This window comes from Treponema primitia ZAS-2 (assembly GCF_000214375.1).
Lineage (GTDB): Bacteria > Spirochaetota > Spirochaetia > Treponematales > Breznakiellaceae > Termitinema > Termitinema primitia.
In genome coordinates, this window is the sequence record NC_015578.1 from 2599744 (window position 1) to 2619038 (window position 19295).

At 51.5% G+C, this 19295-nt stretch carries 14 protein-coding genes; all 14 read left to right on the forward strand.

Going from position 1 to position 19295, the window contains the following annotated elements; all coding sequences use genetic code 11:
• Window positions 1-123 precede the first annotated feature (123 nt).
• The 14 genes from TREPR_RS11345 to TREPR_RS11415 all read left to right on the forward strand — a co-directional run bounded on the left by TREPR_RS11345 (window position 124) and on the right by TREPR_RS11415 (window position 19294).
• Complete coding sequence (locus TREPR_RS11345) at window positions 124-1413, forward strand: lipoprotein N-acyltransferase Lnb domain-containing protein (protein WP_015708458.1); 1290 nt, start codon at window positions 124-126, stop codon at window positions 1411-1413.
• An 87-nt stretch (window positions 1414-1500) separates the two neighbouring features.
• Window positions 1501-3576 carry a methyl-accepting chemotaxis protein gene (locus TREPR_RS11350; RefSeq protein ID WP_015708459.1) on the forward strand — a complete coding sequence of 692 codons (2076 nt, stop codon included), beginning with the start codon at window positions 1501-1503 and terminating at the stop codon, window positions 3574-3576.
• A gap of 182 nt (window positions 3577-3758) precedes the next feature.
• Complete coding sequence (locus tag TREPR_RS11355) at window positions 3759-4994, forward strand: hypothetical protein (protein ID WP_015708460.1); 1236 nt, start codon at window positions 3759-3761, stop codon at window positions 4992-4994.
• Window position 4995: 1 nt separating this feature from the next.
• Window positions 4996-5376, forward strand: a complete 381-nt coding sequence (locus tag TREPR_RS19190; protein WP_015708461.1) for a hypothetical protein — start codon at window positions 4996-4998, stop codon at window positions 5374-5376.
• 719 nt (window positions 5377-6095) lie between these two features.
• A complete protein-coding gene (locus tag TREPR_RS11370) occupies window positions 6096-6563 on the forward strand; it encodes a chemotaxis protein CheW (RefSeq protein WP_015708462.1) in 468 nt (155 codons plus the stop codon).
• A 14-nt stretch (window positions 6564-6577) separates the two neighbouring features.
• Complete coding sequence (locus TREPR_RS11375) at window positions 6578-7138, forward strand: hypothetical protein (protein ID WP_015708463.1); 561 nt, start codon at window positions 6578-6580, stop codon at window positions 7136-7138.
• Window positions 7131-8141, forward strand: a complete 1011-nt coding sequence (gene cheB, locus TREPR_RS11380) for a chemotaxis-specific protein-glutamate methyltransferase CheB (RefSeq protein WP_015708464.1) — start codon at window positions 7131-7133, stop codon at window positions 8139-8141. Before TREPR_RS11375 ends, cheB begins: the two co-directional genes overlap by 8 nt.
• The gene (locus TREPR_RS11385) at window positions 8138-9778 is read left to right on the forward strand and encodes a CheR family methyltransferase (protein ID WP_015708465.1); all 1641 of its coding nucleotides are present in this window, start codon (window positions 8138-8140) and stop codon (window positions 9776-9778) included. Before cheB ends, TREPR_RS11385 begins: the two co-directional genes overlap by 4 nt.
• 12 nt (window positions 9779-9790) lie before the next feature.
• Window positions 9791-11869 carry a methyl-accepting chemotaxis protein gene (locus tag TREPR_RS11390; RefSeq protein ID WP_015708466.1) on the forward strand — a complete coding sequence of 693 codons (2079 nt, stop codon included), beginning with the start codon at window positions 9791-9793 and terminating at the stop codon, window positions 11867-11869.
• The gene (locus TREPR_RS11395; protein ID WP_015708467.1) at window positions 11866-13431 is read left to right on the forward strand and encodes a methyl-accepting chemotaxis protein; all 1566 of its coding nucleotides are present in this window, start codon (window positions 11866-11868) and stop codon (window positions 13429-13431) included. Before TREPR_RS11390 ends, TREPR_RS11395 begins: the two co-directional genes overlap by 4 nt.
• 8 nt (window positions 13432-13439) lie before the next feature.
• On the forward strand, window positions 13440-15788 hold the full coding sequence (locus TREPR_RS11400; RefSeq protein WP_015708468.1) for a response regulator: 2349 nt from the start codon (window positions 13440-13442) through the stop codon (window positions 15786-15788).
• Window positions 15781-17670, forward strand: coding sequence for an adenylate/guanylate cyclase domain-containing protein (locus tag TREPR_RS17915; RefSeq protein WP_015708469.1), 1890 nt, complete (start codon window positions 15781-15783; stop codon window positions 17668-17670). Before TREPR_RS11400 ends, TREPR_RS17915 begins: the two co-directional genes overlap by 8 nt.
• Window positions 17671-17739: 69 nt before the next feature.
• Window positions 17740-18018, forward strand: coding sequence for a peptidylprolyl isomerase (locus TREPR_RS11410; protein WP_015708470.1), 279 nt, complete (start codon window positions 17740-17742; stop codon window positions 18016-18018).
• Window positions 18019-18040: 22 nt separating this feature from the next.
• Entirely contained in the window at window positions 18041-19294 is a 1254-nt protein-coding gene (locus TREPR_RS11415) for an HD family phosphohydrolase (protein ID WP_015708471.1), read from the forward strand.
• Window position 19295: the final 1 nt, after the last annotated feature.

The window sequence follows — 19295 nt, forward strand, 5'->3', positions numbered from 1 at the left end:
AAATATGCCAACAAATTCAGCTTGCAAAGTCTTTTAAAGTATACTATCGGTATTTTACCGGTTTTTCTATATTGCCACAGAGTGCCCGGATAGTACAGAATAGAAAAATGCCGGGAGCATAGCTTGATAAAAAAGGTCCGCGTCCTCAGTATCCTGATTCTTCTCCTCCTGATGCCGGTCATCCCCGTTTTTGCCCAGCTGGGTGGCTTGCCCATGGATAACGACAACCTTACCATCCGGGTCAGCGTCATGGGTCCCGGGGATGAACTGTACTTCTGGTGGGGCCATATTGCCCTCATTATAGATGACCGGGTCAGCGGGGAAAGCAAGCTCTACGATTATGGGCTCTTTTCCTTTGAAAATACCAACTTTTTCGTAGACTTCGCCTTTGGCAGGCTGCTCTACAGCTGCGGGGTTTCCTGGGCGGCCCCTAATATTGCCAGGTACATTTACGAAAACCGGGATGTAACCTTTTATACACTAGACCTTCCCCGGGAAACCAAGGAACGGGTACGGGAATTTGCGGAAACAAATGTGCGGCCCGAAAACCGTAACTACTGGTACCACCATTTTAAGGATAACTGTTCCACCCGGATCAGGGACATTATCGACCTGGCAACCGGGGGGCAGTTCGCCGAAGCCTTTGAAGAAGCCCCGGGCCGCTTTACCCTGCGCCAGCATGTACGCCGGCACACCTGGTTTTCCCCCGCGACGGACTGGCTGCTCAATTTTCTTATGGGCCAGGATATTGATGTTCCCATCACGGTCTGGCAGGAGATGTTCCTCCCTTCGGAACTTGGTAAGCGTATTACCAATTTCAAGTACCGTGATGTGTACGGCCAGGAGCGGAACCTGGTACGTTCGGTGAATGTGATCAGCGAAGCAATAGGCCGGCCAGCCGTCCTGGAAGCCCCCCGGTGGCAATGGCCCCGGGAACTTGCCCTGTCCCTGATCATCTCCCTTGCCCTGGGTCTGCTGCTATCCTTCCGGGAACGGTCAAACCGGCTCAAGGTTTTACTGGGCATAAGCCAGAGCCTTCTGGGGCTCTTCTTCGGCTTCTCGGGCCTTTTGGTCTATTTTATGTCCCTTTTCACCAACCACGACTATACTTGGCATAACATGAACCTCCTCTTTGTGAGCCCCCTGATCCTGGCGGCAGTCCCCCTGGGTCTCCTCTACGCCTTCCCCGCCGACCCCTTCCGGCGCAATCTCTGGGCCTTCCTGCTCAAAATCCTTTGGACCCTGGTATTCCTGGGGGGGATCCTTTCCATAATTCTCCACGTTCTGCCCCAGTTCTGGCAGCAAAACCAGGTAACCCTGGCCCTGGTCCTGCCCTTCACGGCGGTTCTGAGCTTAGTCCCCGATTGGATCGCCGCCTACAAGCGAGAATATCTGTGGCGGCGCTTTAATTAAAAGAAGATTTACCCCAGAGATACACGTGCCATCTATCCAAAACCCCTCAAATAGCATTTAATTATGATTAATTGGAGAATATATAGAATGACTATTTCTAAACGCATCTCAATCCTGGTGGGCCTTTTGGTGCTGCTTTTTTCAGTCAGCCTGGGGTTCATTTCTTTGACAATTTCTTCAGGAATTGTGCAGAAGAATATGTATAATACCCTGACCACGGAAGCTAAACTTGGCGCAGATTTAGTCTCTTCTACCCTCCATGCCCAGCTTGACACCCTGCAGGAACTGGCCAACCGTGCAAGGACCCAGTCATTGATCTTTGAAACCCAAAAAAGCTCCCTGGCCCCGGATATAAAGCGCCTGGGGTACCTGGCTATGGCCTTTGTGGATATGGGCGGGGTAGCCCATTATTTTACCGGCGATCCCGATACAAACCTCTCTGACAGGGATTATATTCAAAAGGCCCTGCGAGGGGAGCAGGCAATTGCGGTATTGCTCAGCAAAACTATTGGGAAGATGGTGGTAATGTATGCGGCGCCGGTCTGGAATAACGAGAACCACGACAGGGTTGTGGGCGCACTTCTGGTGCGGAACAGCGCCGATACCCTGAGCAATGTTACAAAAAGTGTGGGTAAGTACGATGAGACTATGCATGCCTATCTCTTTGACGATACCGGAACCTTTATTGCCCATGACGATGAAGCATTGGTGATGAATCAATTCAAGCCCATAGAAGCAGCAAAAGACGATCCTTCCGTACAGTCCCTAGCCGATGCCATGAAAACCATGCTCAGTGCTAAAGCAGGATCAGTCGAATACGATTTCTTGGGAAAGAAGAATATCTGTGTGTATGCCCCGGTGCCGGATTTCTCCATAACCTTTGCCAATGCTGTGTATACCGACGTCCTCATGCAGGAAGTTAACGGGCTTAGAAACATTACCATTATCCTGGTAACCGTTTTTTTGATTATAGGAATCGCCATTGCCATTCTTATAGCCCGATCCATAAGTAAGCCGGTGAACTATGTCATGGGCGGCCTTAAAGCCCTGGGCGAAGGGGATTTGACCAAAAAACTTAAAATAACTTCAAAAGATGAAATGGGGAAGCTCGAAGAATACGTAAATAATACGGTGGACCAGATTAAGAATATGGCCTTGTCCATTAACCGGGAGGCCGGCGCCCTGTCCGACATAGGGAGCCAGCTTGCCGCCAATATGACGGAAACAGCCGCTGCGGTCAATCAGGTTACCACGAATATCCAGAGCATCAAGGTCAGGGTGCTAAACCAGTCCGCCTCGGTTACTGAAACTAACGCTACCATGGAACAGATCACCGGGAATATTGCCAAGCTCAACAGTAATATTGACAGGCAGACTGAAAGCGTGGCCCAGTCTTCATCAGCTATTGAAGAGATGCTTGCCAATATCAGCTCGGTTACCCAAACTTTGATGAAGAATACCGAAAATGTCGATACCCTGGCAAACGCATCGGAAGTGGGACGTTCAGGATTGCAGGAAGTGGCCCAGGATATCCAGGAGATCGCCCGGGAATCCGAGGGTCTCCTGGAAATTAACGGCGTCATGGAAAACATTGCAAGCCAGACCAACCTTCTGTCCATGAATGCCGCCATTGAGGCAGCCCACGCCGGGGAGGCGGGAAAGGGCTTTGCAGTGGTGGCCGATGAAATCCGCAAGCTGGCAGAATCTTCAAGCGAGCAGTCAAAAACCATTTCCAGCGTTCTCAAAAAGATAAAAGAATCTATCGATAAAATTTCCAGGTCCACCAATAATGTTCTCCTCAAGTTCGAAGCCATAGACGGCGGCGTCAAGACCGTGTCCCAGCAGGAAGAAAATATCCGCAGCGCCATGGAGGAACAGGGACAGGGCAGCCAGCAGATACTGGAAGCAGTGGCCCGCTTGAACGAGATCACCCGGCAGGTTAAGGATGGTTCCACAGAGATGCTTGAGGGCAGCCGTCAGGTCATTACCGAAGGCAGAAACCTGGAGATGGCCACCCAGGAAATAACCAACGGTATGAACGAAATGGCTGCCGGGGCGGACCAGATAAATAGCGCGGTTAATCAGGTGAACAATATCAGCGGTGAAAACAGGGACACGATTGCCATGCTATCCAAGGAAGTATCCAAGTTTAAAATAGTATAATGCCCTGGAGTGCACGCAGCGCCCGATAAAAGCAGCCGCAAGGCTGCTGACACTATACCGGCGATACGGCGTGGACCCCAATAAAGTCCCCTATACCATCAAATGCCGCCGATCTTTAGATCGGCGGTGGGTCCGCCGTTTAGCCCTTCACTATCCGCCCTTTTTTTAGCTATACTACCCCCATGTACCCCCGGTCGATCCTGATCCTTTTGCTTCTCGCGGTTGTTTCCCTTGCACCCCTCCTTGCCCAGCAAACTGTCACCCAGCCGGGGACATCCCAGGCTTCTGCCGCTCAAACCGGGCCTGAACCCCCAACTGGGGAAGCTCCCGTAGCTGAAACCGTCCCGGGCCTCTTTCCTCTGAACCTGCTCTTGGACGCCCTGGAATCAGGCGGCTCCCCCTGGCAGCCCGACTGGCCCCTGGTCATGCCTCCGGACGGTTTTACCCTTTCCGGTGGCTACGCCCTGTCTTTGACCATCACCCTGCCCGCAGAAGACCCCGGTACCGAGGCCGCCGTTACAGAGGCCCCAACTGCGGGCGCCGGTACGGGGAACACCGCTGCGGCGAAAGCTGCCGCTACAGGAGCCTCGGATACCAGCGCGGAAGCTGCTGGAACAAGCGCCCCAAGCCAATACCGCTTCGCCCGGAATCCCGGGGGGCGTATACTGGCCTTCCCCTTCTTCATAAACGGAAACTTCTATCAAGCGGAAATAGTCTACGATCAGGCGGGGCTTATCAACACCATCACCCTGGACAACCCTGCAAACCCGGATCCTTGGGAGTTTGAATTCCTCCAGTATGAGCAGGGAGAAGGCGCCCTGGCCCGGATAAACCACAGTGGGACCTGGTACTTCGCTGCCCTGGAATACCTGGACAAACGGGCCAATGAAACCTGGTACGATCCCGAAGGACAGGCCCTGGCCTTCTTTTCCCTGGAATACCGGGAGAAAGCCCTACTCGCCCAGCAAAACCCGCCTGAAAAACGGCTTATCTCCCTGGACAGCCGGGATGAACAAGGCCAGGGTATATGGGTCTACAACTACGATAGTTTCGACCGCGTCAGCGCCTTGGATACCCCGGACGGAAGCTATTCGGCCCTTTATGCCGCCTCGGAACGCTTTGCTGCAAAAGCCCGATCAAGCTTTCCCCGCTACTGGGAGCGGCCGGAAAGTAACTATACCCTGCAATGGGATGAGCGGGGCCTGTTGGTCCGCCTCACGGAACACGCAAAACCCGGAAGTCCCCCTCCGGTACTTCCGGAATCAGCTTCAGCCGGAGACATACGCTACGAATACACCCTGGATTCCCGGGGAAACTGGACCGAGCGGCGGGAAATCTCCCTTATCCGCCGCTTCGGGCGGCTGGTACCGGGTTCGGAAGGGGTAATAACCCGTGCCATCAATTATGGAGACGAATAAAATGGCTGAAACTGTAGACTGGCGGGACACTCTATACACCAAGACCTTTGAACAGGAACTCCGGGGCCTCCTGCGGCGCCGGGAAGCCGACCCCTCCTGTACCATCGGAGACATCGAGGGTACACTCAAGCACCTATACGTGATGGACGGGGCTGACTGGCTTGGCCGGGGCGAAGTGGGGGACATCACCATGGCCGCCACCATTGCCGCCTATGAACATATGGTAAGTGAATGGAAAGCTGAAAAAAAAAGTGTGAAAAAATGTTACCCTTCGGGGGTACCGTTTGTTTCAGAGTTAGGCAAACGGTTGGCACTGTTTCCTATTCCTCCTTTCCTTTTTATCTGCCCCGGAGAAAGTTTTTCCCCGGGGCTCTTTTTTTGACAATTCACAGTTTAATCAAAAGATGGCTCATTCACCGGGAGGGGTGGGGATTAGCCCCGGCCCCTAACCTGTAGAGCCTGCTTACGGAGCCCGCAACATTCTTTTACGCGGTCTCCTCCAGCAGAGAATTCCAGAGACGGGGCCGGAGCTAATCCCCACCCCTCCCGGTACCATAGGTCAACAGTAATAAACAGATATTTCGTGCTGTTAGCAGTAGGTCGAGGCTCATGCATGAGGGAGAACCTCCCACAGGCTGGGGCGCTCACCTACGCAAGCAGCTTCTCGACGATTCCCCAGCACCACCCGGAAACCAAGCCCATTGAAAAAAGGCCCCCCATACCGTATGTACAGCAATCGCTTTACGGTAGGTATATTGGAATAACGGCCGGGGCGGGCAAATCCCCAGCACCACCCGGAAACCAAGCCCCCATTGAAAAAAGCCTCCCATACCGTATGTACAGCAATCGCTTTACGGTAGATATACTGGAATAACGGCCGGGGTGGGCGGGGATTTCCCCCCTCCCCCGTCTCTGGAATTCCCCGCCGTAGCAGACCGCGTAGCGGGCTGACGGAGGCGGACTCTACAGGTTAGGGGGAGGGGGGAAATCCCCGCCCACCCCGATCACTTACCCCATTACACCTATCACAAACAGCGAATTGCCATCCAGGAGGATAGATGGATTTTCATGACTATGTTATAATGATCCAGAGGTGTAACCATGCCTGAAACAAACGAGGAAACAGAAGTATTTAACGGGGAAAAATACCTGATATTTACCATTTTGGGGAAATTCTATACCTTCCCGTCCCGGATAATAAGCGAAGTTACCGCTTTTGATACGGTTTATCCTCTGCCCCTGCTGCCGGAATATGTGATGGGGATCATAAACCGCTATTCCGCACCCTATGCCCTGGTGGATATAGGGCTCCTGATCCAAAAAAACCCCACCCCCCGGGCTAAAGTTGTGGTCCTCAAGGAAACCGTGGAAAAAATAGCCTTCCTCATTGATGATGTGGTGGACATTATCGACATAGCCCAGTCGGATTTGCTAAAACTCGAACAGGGTACCGAAGTAAATGATGCTACGGATATTATTGAGTCTTCCTTTGAATGGCACGATACCAATGTATTTGTTCTTAATTTCCGGCAGATTATCAGCCGGGTGGTCAGTGAATTCCGTATTTAAAGTAGGGGCGTTTTGTGAGGTTCTTTTTATGCGCCTTTGGGGATTTTTCTCTGGGGGTTCCCGTTTATGCAGTTTCCTCTCTCATAACTGTGCCCTGGGAAGTGACACAGGTGATAGACCGGGACCGGGATGAAAATACCTATTTTTCCCTCCCCCATTTTTTTAAGTCCGAAGACAAGGTCATACGCCACGGCTTTATCCTTAAGCCCCAGATTCAGAAGGTGCCCCTGCTCGGGGATGGGCTGGAAAATACCGCCCTGACTGCGGATCCCGCCCTGGGAAAAGCGGGCTTCACGGAGCGGCGGAATGTGCTGCTGGTAACGGCGGTAGAACGGGAAGAGGATATACCCCAGGAAGAAATCCATTCTCTGCCCGCCGTACTCGGTGTGGGCAATATCTATACTTTTTTTTCAGGGATCAACTTTTATCGTTCCATAATGAATGTGTTTATCGATCCGGCAGTGCTTATTCCAAGTATGCTCCTGGCCGGGGGAAGCAGGGAACCAGAGGTTCCGGAATCAGTTCTTACGGAAACCAATAGGGCTTCGGACAGGGAGGAAAAAACCGGTGATTAAAACATTGGTGGTTGATGACAGCGATTTAGTGCGTTCGATCCTTAAGGATTTTCTGGAAAGCGACGGCGGTTTTATCGTGGTTGGAGAAGCGTCAAACGGCAGGGAGGGCTTTGAAAAAGCCCGATTGCTTAACCCGGATCTTATCACCATGGATATTGAAATGCCCGTCATGGGGGGACTTGAGGCAATCCAGGAAATCAGAAAGGTCCTGCCCACCCCGGTGGTGGTGATCAGCACCCATGATACGGCAAAGATGGCCTATGAGGCAACGGTAAAAGGCGCCATGGAATTTTACTCCAAGGATAATTTTACTGCGACTATGAATCCCTTCAAGCGGATTCAAATTCTGGAAGCCCTGAAGCAAATTGCCGGAACCCGAAGCCGCCGCGCCGGGCTTGCAAATCTGAACGTAAACGAAGAGAAAAAAAACATCCTGAACCGGGCCATCCTCGCCGTGGTCATCGCCTCCTCCACCGGGGGGCCCAAGGCCCTGACCAGGCTCTGCGCCGGGCTTCCGGGAAATTTCCCGGCTCCCATAATTTTGGTGCAGCATAATACCTCGGGTTTCGACAAAGGATTTGTCCAGTGGCTCAACGATTATACCCCCCTGGAGGTGAAGCTCGCCGAACAGGGTGAGCTTCCCCTTTCGGGAAAACTCTATGTGGCCCCCACGGACAAACATCTTATTATGGATGTCAACGGCTTTGCCTTTGATAACGGGGAAATGGTAAACAACCAGAAACCTGCGGCGGATTTGCTCTTTAAAAGCGCCGCCAAACTGCTGGGAAAGGGCCTGATATCCGTGGTGCTTACCGGTATGGGCGCCGATGGCGCCGAAGGAACCCGGTTTGTAAAAAATGGGGGGGGTATCACCCTTGCCCAGGATGAGGGGACATCCCTGATATACGGCATGCCCAAAGCCGCCTTTGATACCGGCGCGGTGGATATGGTGCTTCCCTTGGAATCCATAGCCGGCCGGCTTGTTGAATTGACAAAAGTATGAGTGATAAAACACCCCTTACGAGGCAGTTTCCGGATCCTGTCCCGGTGGATCCGGTTTTGGACAAATTGTCCCGGTGGGTGGAAAATGCTCTGGGGATAAAGGCCGGGGAGGACGCCCTGCAGAAATTACGGGAATACATGGAAAAACAATTCAACCCCAATATTTTTCAATTCCCCGGCGCCTTTGAATGGAGCCTCTCCTCCCGGGAGGAGCGCTTCAAGATTGCCCGGTTCCTCACGATTAATGAAACCTACTTTTTTCGGGAAGAGCCCCACTTTTACCTGCTGCTTAAGGAACTGCTGCCCCGCTTTGCCCGACTGAACCGCCCCCTGCGGGTCTGCTCTGCGGCCTGTTCCGCAGGCTGCGAAGCCTATAGCCTGGCCATGCTGATGGACCACTACAGCCGTACCACCGCTTTCCTGGACTTCAAAATCGAAGCCTTTGATATAAGTCAGGATATGATAGAAGTCGCCAAACAGGGCCGTTATACCTCCAATACATTTCGGGACGATGGGAATCATTGGAAATATATCCTGGACGAATACCTCACAGAAAAAGATGGGGAATATATGGTCAATAACAAATTAAAGGAAAAGATACATTTTTTTCCCCATAACATTATGGACGGCCTTGACCAGGCTTCCTTTGACCTTATCCTGTTCAGAAACGCCCTGATCTATTTCTCCGCCGAAAGCCGGGTTAAGCTCCTTGACTCCCTGACAAAGTCCCTTACCGAAGGCGGGGTTCTGCTTTTCGGGATCGCCGAAACCCCCTCGGTGAGCCATCCCCTGCTGCGGAATAAAAACGCCCAGGGGGCCTTCTATTTTCAGAAGGATTCCACCCCACCAAGCGAAGAAGACCGGCGGAATTCAGACCGTCAAGCCTCGGATCGCCGAGACCAGGATCGAAGATCCACTGACCGGCGGGTATTGAACATGAAGGCTTCGGAGCTGAATTTCCCGGACCGGAGAGTCCAGGATCGAAGGGCCCAGGAACGGCGAACTTTGGACCGACGGTTCCCGGATATTCGATCCGAGCAGGCTGCGGGGACTGCAGCGCCCAAACCCCAGCCCCCCCCCAATTCCGAGGCCCCCGGCAAGGCAGGGTTAACCGTAAACATGAAAACTATCAGCGCCCTTATTGAACAGGGTGAAAGCCTTCAGGCGGCGGAACGCCTGCTCATGGTCCTGAAGGAACCTGCGGCAGGGCCGGCAGACTTACCAGCCTCAGGCAGGGCCGCCGTCACAGAGGAAGAGACCATCGCGGCGGTTATCAGCCTGCTCAGCCTGGAAGATTTTGCCGGGGCGAATCTGGTCCTTTCACTTATGGAAAAGAAACCCAAATCGGCCTTTACTAAATTCCTCCGGGGAGAATATAATTATCATCTGAACAAGGTTAAGGAAGCGGAAGCCGGCTATAAGGAAGCTTCGAGTTTAAACAGCGCCTTTTGGCCTGCCTTTTACCGGATGAGCCTTTTAGCCGCCGGAGGAAACCGCACTCGCTATGAGTATAAAATAAAAAAAGCTTTGGAAAGTATCGATATGGGCAAGGATATGTATTATGAGTGCCTTATCGGCGGATTTTCGCCGGATTATTACCGGCGTATCCTTGAAAAACGTCTATCGGCAGAAGTGTAAGAAGGAGCGGATATGTTTTATAAAAACCTGAAAATTACCACCAAATTGGTTTTTTCAAGCGCCGTATTTATTCTGCCAATCGCAGTAATGCTGTTTTTTATAATCTCCAATGCCAATTTGTCCATACAGGCTGCGGACAGCGAGCGGGCGGGGATAGAAAGCCTGCGTCCCATCGCCAGCCTTTTGCAGACCGTACCCCTGCACCTCAGGATGGTTCTGGATACCGGAACCAATGACATCAGCCGCATTGATCAGGAGATAGACTTTCAACTGAATGAACTTGCCAAAAAGCTCCTGGATACTAGCTTCGGAAAGGGGACGGTCCCGGGCCGCCGCTATGTTTCGGGAGAGGAAATTCTGAAAAAATGGGAGGTCCTGCAGAAACTGAGGGGAGACCCGGATGCCATTCTTGCAGGGTACTATACCTTTATCCGGGACCTCCACGATTTGATTTCCTACATCAGCGATGCTTCCTCCCTGGTGGTGGACCCTGAATTGGAAAGCTGGTATTTTTCGGAACTCAGCCTTACAACACTGCCCAGAATCCAGGAACGGATCGTACAGATAAGCAACCGGATCTATGCCGCCCATTCCCGGGGAATATTAACCGAAGAAGACCAGGAGGAATTAGAAGCCTACAGGGTACTCTTCAGCCGTTCGGATAACCCCGGCCTACAGACATCACTAAATGCGGCATTAGCCCTGCTGGATGAGCTTCCCGGCCTGGACCCGTCCTTTTCCCAGGAGCTTGTTTCCTGGGGAAAATTTTACCTTGATGCCGCAGAACAGCTTACAGAAACCCTTGATGTATTCCTAAATAGTGAAAATAGTGAAGACCCAACCATGTTTCCCCAAGAGCTTTATTACAATGAAGTCATAGGCGCCGCAGTCCAGGCCAATACCGCTGCTTACCGTATGTGGATTGCCTCCCTGAATCAGCTCGACGTTCTCCTGTTACAAAGAATCACCGTGTACCGGAACCAACTGCTCCAGTCCCTCATATTCGCAGTTATTCTGACCCTTGCCGCGTTTATCATCGTGATCATCACCACCGCTAACATAACCAAATCCACCGCCGAGCTCAAGCAGCTCTTTAGGAGCCTGGACGGCAACGATCTTTCCCTAAAGCTGGCAGTCCATTCTAAAGATGAATTCGGCGAACTGATGTCCGCCTTTAACCGCTTCCTGGGCAATCTCCGGGCTGTCTTTATTTCCTTTAATCAGGATGCCTCCAGGGTTTCAACCTCTGTGTACGATCTTTCCGCTTCTGCCAGGGAGATTACCACCACTGCCAATGAACAATCCGCCAGCGTTTCTGAGATAGTCAGTACCATGGAGACCAGCAAGGATATGTCCAAGCAGGTAGCGACAAAAACTGTGGAGGTAGCGGAACTGGCCGCCAAAACCCAGGAACTGAGTCAGCGGGGAGCGGAACTGCGGGAAGCGAACCAGGAGATGATGCAGGATATCCGGGACCAGAACAATAAAATTATCGATGAGATTAAAAACCTTGCGGAAATGCTGGGCCGGATCAGCGAAGCCATAGGCATTATCGACGGCATAGCGGATCAGACTAAGACCATCGCCTTTAACGCTTCCCTGGAAGCTTCTTCCTCCGGCGAAGCCGGCGCTCGGTTCGCCGTGGTGGCCAGTGAAATACGGCGTTTCGCCGACAATGTGGTGGATTCCACCGGGGAGATAAAACAGCGGATCGAGGAAGCCCAGGCCGCCTCCCAGAGCCTCATTGTGGAAGCCAATAATGGCTCCATGCAGATCGATGAAGGCTATGAGCGGATGGTTGAACAGAAAGTGGTATTTGAAAATATCGTGGAAAATTCCAGAAATGTGGCGGTCAATTCCCAGCAAATTTCAGAATTAAGCCAAAAGCAGGAATACGCTTCCACTCAGATATTCACCACCCTGCAAGAAATATCCGCCGGGGTCAAACAGTTTGTGATCGCCATGGCTTCAACTTCAAAAATAGCGGACAACCTCAATATTATGTCCAATGAACTCCGGGAAACCGTGGGGCTCTACCGCACCGGGGATGATAAACTTGAGAAAACAAGAAAAACAGGAGATTCTGTATGACAAGCATGGAAGAACGTATTAACCGGGATGAACGGGACGGAGAAGTACTCATCAATTACTTCCGCGGCGCCCTGGCGCTCATCTGGGTGTTGGGACTGGTGGTAATTTCCATAGTCAGACATAAAAACGGTTTCGGTTATACCCCCTGGCGGGGCCATTTCGGCACCTCGGAGTATCTGGTTTTTTCAATAATACTTTTTTTCTATCTGCGGAGAAAAGAACTGCTATCCCCTTATTTTAAGTATATTTGCGTGGTCTTGGACATGGTTTTTATTTCCACAGCCATCTTCATCACCGCAACCTACCCTACCCATTCCATGCCCATAGGTTTTCTCTCCATCCAGGCGCTCTTTTATGTACTCCTGGTTGCCCTGGGCGCCTTCCGGTACAATGTACGCTGCGCCATTTTTTCCGGGATTTTCGCCGGTATCCTCTATGCCTTTGTGATCATCTATCACCGTAATATCATTGATATTCCCTATACGGCCCTGTATAAAGGTCAGGTACACGAGATTTCCTTTCCCCTCTACAACGAGGTCTTCAGAATAATGGGGATGATCATGGCCGGAGCGGTCACGGGGATTGCCTGTAAACGGCACATTGCCCTGTTTCAAAACATGATAAAATCCGAATCCGACGCTGCCGAAGCCGCCTCCCGGACCGTGGTCCAGACCAAGGAGATCGCCGGTACCATACAGAAGTCCACGGACGAAATCTTTATCTCCTCCAAGGACATCTTTACCACCGCCAATAACCAGGCCGCCAGTGTCCAGGAAATTGAAAGCACTATTAATGAGAACGCCCAGATTGCGTCCTATATATCGGAGATGACCGGCAGCGTTGCTACCATCGCCGCAAAAATGGAAGATGACGTTATCCAGGGCTTTTCAGTGCTTGAAAGCAATGTTAACAAGATGGGAGACATCAAAGAAAAGAACGATGCTATCATTTCCGGTATCATAAACCTAGGCAACAAGATTGCTAAGATACGGGATATTGTCAAAACCATCAACACCATCACGGACCAGACCAAGGTGATAGCCTTTAACGCCGCCCTGGAAGCGGCAAGCGCCGGGGATAAGGGTAAACGTTTCGCCGTGGTAGCCAGCGAGGTAAACCGCCTGGCCGACGATATAGCGTCCCTAACCAAACAGATCCGGGATCAGGTGGAGGAAATACAGGATTCCTCCTCCTCCCTCATTGTTTCCAGCGAGGAGGGTGCGGATAAGATCACCGAAGGCTATAAGCTGATTAAGGACCTGGAGGATGTTTTCAAGGAAATACGGTCCGGTGCCGAAATAACCTCCAACCAGGCCCAAACTATTACGGTGTCCACCCAGAAACAGCAGAAGTCCTCAGAGCAGATCAATATAGCAATTACGGATATATCCAAGGGCTTAAGCAATTTTATTCATTCCACCGAGATCGCCACTGCCTCCGCAGAAGGTCTTACCCAATTGATCAAGGAACTGGAGATTATCCTGGATACCAAAAAGACCGGTCCTGCCGGGACCAAATCCGGATCCGCCGATGACAGAGTCATCGATCCTATAAGCGTTTAAGGGCTTTTATGGCAATAGATAAGGGAAAGTACATCGGTAAATTTATCGATGAGGGAATCGAAAACATCAAGGTTGTAGAATCGTTGCTCTTTGAAATAAAGGACGGCGTTTCGGTGGATGATGATCTGGCAACCCTGCTGCGGGCCCTCCATACCCTGAAAGGTTCCTCCCGGATGCTGGAATTTAAGCGCATCGAAGCCCTGACCCATGCCCTGGAAGGGGTTTTTGTAGCGGTCCGGGAACAGCGCATCGGCCTGACCGATAATGCCCTGCGGCTTGCCCTTTCAGCCCTGGATACCCTTAAGTCCGGACTTGCCCAGGTGCAGAAAACCGAAGACGACGCCATTGATATCCTGGCCTTTGAAAAGGAGCTTGCGGCCCTGGCGTCCAATGAGGAATTCCTGGTACCCGTAAGCGCCGATGCCTCCCATGGCGGGGCGGCCAAGGGCCAGGGCGGCGAGACAGCCCCGGAAAATTCCCCAGGCGCCCCCGAAGAGACTACGGGGGAAACCGTGGGTAAAAAACGGAAAAAGAAGGGCGGGAACCTGGTAGTCAGCAACCGGGCTCTGGAGGAACTCGGGGAGCGTTCCGTAGAAAAGGCGGAAGCCGGAGAAACCGAAAGCCAACTGGCCAAGCGGGAAAAACGGCAGGACGCAAAATCCGAAAGCATACGCATATCCCTTACTAAAATTGATGATATCATTAAAAGTATCGCTTCCCTTCAATCTCTGGAGATCGCCTCAAAAACCATTTCCATGGAAACAGAAGCGGTGCATGAGCTTATCAAGGTACTATCCCGGACCATCAAGGTAGACAAAACACTGAACCCAGCGATAAAAGCCCAGTTCAGAAAAATTGAACAGCTCAATGGGAAGATAAATTCCCGGCTCAGAAACTATTCCATAGATGTGGGAAACCATACCCGGAACGCCTACGACAGCGTAATATCCCTGCGTATGCTTCCGCTTTCCACAATCCTGGAAGCCTATCCCCGGTATGTTTTTGAAATGTCCGCAGAACTGGGAAAAAAAGTACAGCTGATCATTGAGGGAAGCGAAAACGAGATCGATAAAAATATTATCGAAATACTTTCGGATGTTTTCCTCCACATGATCCGCAATTCCCTGGATCACGGCATTGAAAGCCCGAAAGACCGTATCGCCGCAGGAAAGGATGAGACCGGGCAGCTGGCCATCCGCTGCGCCCGGGAAAGCGGGAACATGAAAATAACCATTTCCGATGACGGCAGCGGCATTAACCTTGAGGCAATACGGGCCAAGGCGGTGGAACAGGGATTTGTGACCGCCGATGCCGCCCGTTCCATGGGAGAGGACGACCTCACGGGCTTTATATTCCAGAGCGGCTTCACCACCTCCCGCTCGATCAACAGCATTTCAGGCCGGGGGGTCGGCATGGATGCGGTACGGGCCAGTATTGAACAGCTTAAAGGAAGTATCCTGGTAGAAAGCCTTCCCGGCAAGGGCACTGTTTTTACCATCCTGGTCCCCCTTTCCATAGCCTCCCTCATGGGTTTCCCCATTGTCTGCGGGGACATGAAATTTATCATCCCCGCAAATTTTGTGGACACCATACTCCTTATAAATCAGGAAGATATTATTACTGTGGTTGATCGGCCGGGAATCAAATTTGAAAACCGGATAATAAAACTGTATTATCTTAACCAGATCCTGCACCTTAAAAACGAAGGGGATCAAAATACCAAGAAAGCTATTTTTGTGGTTATCATCCATGCCTATGATGATGTTATTGCCCTGGTTATCGACAGCATCAGCAGTATGCGTTCAGTAATCCTCAAATCAATGCCTGGCTTTATGGAGAGTATTCCTGTTTTTTCAGGAATGGTGTTAAGCGAAGACTATGAAATGGTGCCCGCACTGCACATACCCACGGTGATACGCATGGCAAAACACCTCAAAACCATTGATATGAAGAAACGGCACATCGAATATGAAAGGATGCGCAAGTCCGTACTGGTGGTTGACGATTCCCTTCCCACTAGGGAGATTGAAGGGGAGATACTCAGGGCCGAAGGCTACAAGGTAGATACCGCCGCAGACGGCGCGGAAGCTTTGGCGGCGGCAAAGAACAGCCAATATGACCTTATCTGCACGGACCTCAACATGCCCATTATGGACGGCTTTTTGCTTACCGAAAATGTCCGCAAGAACGAGGCCCTGGCAAAGATTCCAATCATTGTTATTTCATCACGGGAGAGCGAAGAGGATCAGAAACGGGCGGCCATGCTCGGGGCGAACCGTTATATTATAAAAAATTCTTTCAATAACCACAATCTGCTTACGGCAGTTAAGGACCTTATCGGAGAGGCAAATGGATAGTACGGTTTTGCAGGAAGAAAAACGTATACTGCTTTTTGAGGATTCGGATATTTTTGCCGACATGGTGCTGGAATTCCTCACTGCCCTGGGCTATACCACTGCTCGGGCGGTCAACGGATTTGAGGGAATCAAGGCGGTGTTCACCTTTAAGCCCCACCTTATCATCACTGATGTGGAGATGCCCCTCTTTAAGGGCTACCAGGCTACCAGGCTTTTAAAATCCCGGAAAAGCACAAAAGATATTCCCATTATCATGTTTACAAGCCTCAATGAACTTAAGGATAAATTCTGGGGTAACCAGGCGGGGGCAGACTGGTATATAGAAAAATCCCCTGAAAATTTCTCGGAACTCCGGAGCAAAATAACCCAGCTCCTCTCCGAAGCGACGCCCACTGATTTCGTGGCCCTTGAGCGGGACGGGAAACGTATAGACGACAATGCCCTGATAGAAACGGTAAACAACCTCCTGGATGCCAAACTGTTCCAGACCACGGTGATAGGAATGCTGGCGGAACTTTCCGCCAAACTCGGCTCCCTGGAAGATATAGCCAAGGGGTTTTTTGACCTCCTGAACTATATCTGCCAGGCGGAGATAGTATCCCTGATGATAAAGGGCGCGGATAATTCCCTGATGGTGTATACCGCGAATATCGGGGGCTTTAACGCCGTAATTACCGATGATTTCAATGCCATCAGCATTGCGGATTTTGACAACCTGTTTCCTGACTTTCAGGTTGTCACCAGGGAAGTAAAGGATTTTTACCTCGCCGGGGAAAAGAAAAAGCGGATTGAATCCTACATCATGGTCCCCCTTTTAGTCGGCGGCGAAAAATTTGCCACCGTGCATATTGGCAATTCCATCAAGGAATATTTTTCCCCCACCATCAGGGAAAACATGGATGTTTTTCTGAATGCCGCCGCTCCGATTATTTCCAACGCCCTTTCCATGCTTGAGATGGAGGAACTGCAAAAGAAAACCCGGGTAGCCTTTGCCCGGTATGTTCCTGCGGATGTAATAGACGAAATTATCCACAAGTCATCGGAAACCGCAAGCTTAAGCGAAACCAGAAACCTGGTGGTCTTTTTTCTGGACATCAGGAATTTTACCAAGATTTCCGAAAACTCAAGCGCCCAGGACCTGGTAAATTTTTTGAATAAATTCTTCTCCGCCATGGGGAACGAAATTATCGCCGAGGGTGGGCATATCGATAAATTTATCGGGGATTCTATCATGGCCATATTCGGCGCCCCCCGGTCTCTGCCCAATGCCCCGGCCTGCGCAATCCGTGCGGCCATACGAATGATCCGGGCCCTGCAAACCGTGGACACCTCCCACCTCACCCTGCCTGAATCAGGGCTTGCCATAGGGATAGGCATTAACTCAGGGGAATGCGTGGTGGGAAATATCGGCTTTCAGGACCGGATGGACTATACGGTAATCGGGGACAATGTAAACCTCGCGTCCCGTCTTGAAGGGGTTACAAAAATGTACCACCACCCGATCATCGTTTCGGAAAATATGTACGAAGCCGCCCGGGAGCAGTTCATATTCAGAAAGATAGATACAGTCAGGGTAAAGGGGAAAAATAACCCCGTGGGCTTATACGCAGTGTATATTGCCTTTGCGGGAGAGGAAGGGGCGGCGGATTTTTCGGAAGGAGTCGCCGCATCCCTGGTTATTGACCGGGATCTCCTGGACAATTACGAAAAAGGGCTCAGGCTTTTCTATATGAGGGAATGGGAAACCGCAAAAACCTACTTCAACAACGCCCTGCGGATCAACGGTGAAGATTATTTCTCCACCCTCTATCTGGAACGGATTGAAGAATACAGCCTCATAGGCGAGCCTATGGATGATGCGGTAACCTTGACTGAGAAATAAGGCGAAGCACATCGTTTTGTTTGGGAAAAAATTATGCGGCAGCCGCCGTATTAAGGAAGGAGGAACTATATGGAATGGCGAGCAAGTCACATTTTGGTTAAAGATCGGTCCTTGGCGGAGGATCTCCTGAGGCGGATCAAGCAGGGCGCCCAGTTTGAGTCCCTGGCCCGGGAATTTTCCACCTGCCCCTCCAAGTCTTCCGGGGGGGATCTGGGCTGGTTCGGCCCGGGAAAAATGGTGGCCGGCTTTGAATCGGCGATTAAACGTATTTCACCGGGGTCCATAGGGGATGTCGTACAGACCCAATTCGGGTATCATATAATCAAATGTACCGGCAGAAAAGACTGACAACCCGTTGAGGAGGGATCGGATGATAGCGGATGGGCCTGATTTTAAATCTATACTTCGTTTAGACTCAGAATTAAATCAGATCCAGGATTTAGATCTCCTGTTGGAACGGATACTCCTGGAAGCCCGGGGGGTGGTTCATGCCGATGCAGGTTCGATCTACGTTCGGGAGATCGAGGAAACCGACGGGGAACGGCTGGAAAAGCTGGTCATCAAATACGCCCATAACGATACCAAACAGAAGGAACTTCCCCCGGGACAGAAACTCATCTACTCCGTTTTTTCTGTGCCCATTAACAGCAGCACCATTTCAGGGTACTGCGCCCTGAACAAAGTACTGATCAATGTACCGGATGTGTACAACCTGCCCTCTGACGCACCCTATTCCTACAACACCAGTTTTGACCAAATTTCAGGGTATAAGACTGTCTCCACCCTGGCCATCCCCCTGGTAACCGCAGAAGGCCGCCTGATGGGGGTTATTCAGATGATCAATTCCAAGGATCCCCAGGGTAATACGGTCCCCTTTTCCAAGGACGATGAATTCCTCATTACCCACTTTGCCGCCAATGCCACGGTAGCCCTCCAGCGGGCCTATGTAACCCGGGCCATGATACTCAGGATGATCCGCATGTCCGAACTCCGGGACCCCAAGGAGACCGGGACCCATGTAAACCGGGTAGCGGGCTATGCGGTGGAGATCTACGATGGATGGGCCCGGAACCACGGCGTCCCCGATGTGGAGCGGGAAAAGTACCGTGATACCCTGAAGATAGCCGCTATGCTCCACGATGTGGGGAAGGTAGCCATATCGGATATGATCCTGAAAAAGCCCGGACGTTTTACCCCCGAGGAATACCTGGTCATGCAGCACCATACCGTGTACGGGGCGGGGCTCTTTGACGATCTCCAGTCGGAACTGGATTCCATTTCCCGGGAAATAGCCCTGACCCACCATGAAAACTGGGATGGAACGGGGTATCCGGGCTGGGTAGATCCCCTTACCGGGAATCCCCTTAAAACCGACGATCAGGGAAAACCCCTGGGAAGGAAGAAAGAGGAGATACCCCTGACAGGTCGTATCGTGGCCCTGGCGGACGTGTACGATGCCCTCTGTTCACGCCGGGTCTACAAGGACCCCTGGACCGAGGATCAGGTGCTGGATGAAATCCGGAATGTACGGGGTATCAAATTCGATCCTGAACTTGTGGATGTATTCTTTGAAGTATTGCCCAATATAAAGCAGATCCAGGCCCTCTACCCGGAACCGAAGTAGC